Here is a 2,099-nt window from a genome sequence, read left to right as displayed (position 1 = left end):
GCGCCGACGCGGGTGCGCCGGCGCTCCTGCTCGTGGCGCTGCCCGCCCTCCTCGCCGCCCTCGTCGCGCTGGGCCGCCGCCCGGCCCGGCCGGGGCTGGACGAGCTGACGGGCCTGCCCGAGCGGGAGGCGCTGCTCGCCGCCACCGGCCGGGCCCTGGGCGCCCGCGGGGCGGGCAGCGGGCGGGCCGGTGCGCACCCGGGGCTGCTCGTGGTGGACCTCGACCGCTTCCACGACCTCAACGACACCCTCGGCCACCCCACCGGCGACCTGCTGCTGCGGCGGGTGGCGCAGCGCCTGCGGGAGCTGGCGCCCCCCGGCGCGGTGGTGGCCCGCCTGGGCGGCGACCAGTTCGCGGTGCTGGTGCCCGACGGAGCCCGCGCCGAGGACCTCGCGCAGCGGGTGGTGGACCGCTCCGCGCTGCCGGTGGACGTGGGCGGCCTGCGGGTGCTGGTGCCGGCCAGCGTGGGGGTCGCGCTCGCGCCGCTGCACGGCACCAGCGCGGCCGCGCTGCTGCGCGGCGCCGACGTCGCCCTGCACCGCGCCAAGGTGGCGCGCGGGCGCGCCTGCACCTACGACGGCGAGGTGCGCGCCGGCGGGGTGGAGCGCGTGCGGCTGCTGGGGGAGCTGGGCCGCGCGCTGGCGCGCGGGGAGCTGTTCGTGCAGTACCAGCCGCAGGTCGACCCGGCCACCGGCGCGGTCGTGGGCGCCGAGGCGCTGGTGCGCTGGCGCCACCCGCAGCTGGGCACCGTCGCCCCGGACCGCTTCGTGCCCCTGGCCGAGGAGTCCGGCCTCGTGCACGACCTGACCGTCGTGGTGCTGGAGCGCGCCCTGGCCGACCTCGCGGGCTGGCGGGCCTCCGGGTGCGAGGCGACGGTCTCGGTGAACGTGCCCGCGCGCCTGCTGGCGGACGCGGACCTGCCGCGGCTGGTCGCCCGCGCCCTGGCGGCGCACCGCGTGCCGGCCCCGGCCCTCGTGCTGGAGATCACCGAGACGGGGCTGGTCTCGGACCCGGCGCGGGCGCGGGCGGTGGTGCGCGAGCTGCGGGCGCTGGGCTGCTCGGTGGCGGTCGACGACTACGGCACCGGGCACTCCTCCCTGCAGCACCTGACCGGCCTGGACGTGGACGAGCTGAAGGTGGACCGCGGCTTCGTCACCGCGATGACCAGCGACCACGCCCGCGCGGTCATCGTGCGCTCCACGGTGCAGATGGCCCGCGACCTGGGGCTGCGGGTCGTCGCCGAGGGCGTGGAGGACGCCGGCACCCAGCGGGCGCTGGCCGCCATGGGCTGCCACCTGGTGCAGGGCACCCACGCCGGGGCGCCGCAGGGCCCCGGGGAGGTGCTGCGGCTGCTGTCCGCCCGCGGTGCGGCCGCGGCGGGTGCGGGGGTCCCCGGGCCCGCGCGGGCCCCGGGGAGCGCGGTGGCCCCCGGGGGTGCGCTCCGGGTGGTGGCGCCGCGCCGCGCCCCCGGCGCTCCCTGAGCCGCGGCGCACCCCGCGCGCACCGGCCCGTCCCCTCCGCCCGACGCTCCGCGCGACGCTCCGCCCGGCGCGCCTCACGGTGCCCGCAGCACCACGACGGTGCGGCCCGCGGCGGCGGTGAGGGCGGTGGCGGTGCGCGCGTCCACGGCCACCAGCACCCCGCCCGCCGCGGGGGCGGACGCGCCGAGCAGGCCGGCGGGCGGTGCGGTGGGGGGCACCGCCAGCACCACGACGCCGGCCGCGACGCGCTCGGCGCCCGTGGCCAGGCCGGTGACGGGGTCGTCGGTGCGGGCCAGGACGTCCACCCGCACGCCGGGGCGCAGGCCCTCCAGGACGGCGGGGTCGCCCACGGCCACGGTGGTGGCCAGGGTGCCGGGCGGCTGCCCGGTCAGCAGGCCGGCGCCGGTGGTGCGCGCGTCGGTGAGGACCTCGCCGCGGCGCACGGCCCCGGCGAGCACGGCGCCCTCGCCCGCCCGGCGCCAGCGCGCCGTCGGGCACGTCGGCGCGGGGCCGCCGACCTCCAGCGCGCCCGGCGGCCAGCACGGCGCCGGCGGGCAGGTCGCGGGCGGCCACGAGCACCGCCCGGCCCGGCGGGGCCGGCGGGGACAGCGCCGAGAC

Annotated in this window: 2 protein-coding genes; one reads left to right on the top strand and one right to left on the bottom strand. The window is 81.9% G+C overall.

The features are described 5' to 3' along the window. On the top strand, positions 1-1,481 hold a 1,481-nt coding region (locus GTR00_RS19680), incomplete at its 5' end, for a putative bifunctional diguanylate cyclase/phosphodiesterase (RefSeq protein ID WP_166613242.1). Positions 1,482-1,555: 74 nt separating this feature from the next. On the opposite strand, the gene GTR00_RS19675 is transcribed toward GTR00_RS19680, so the two are convergent. After that, entirely contained in the window at positions 1,556-1,939 is a 384-nt protein-coding gene (locus tag GTR00_RS19675) for a hypothetical protein (protein ID WP_166613241.1), read from the bottom strand. Positions 1,940-2,099: the final 160 nt, after the last annotated feature.

The sequence above is a fragment of the Kineococcus indalonis genome, assembly GCF_009906395.1.
Lineage (GTDB): Bacteria > Actinomycetota > Actinomycetes > Actinomycetales > Kineococcaceae > Kineococcus > Kineococcus indalonis.
Note: the sequence above shows the minus strand (reverse complement) of the source record. Positions and strands in the feature narration are given on the sequence as shown.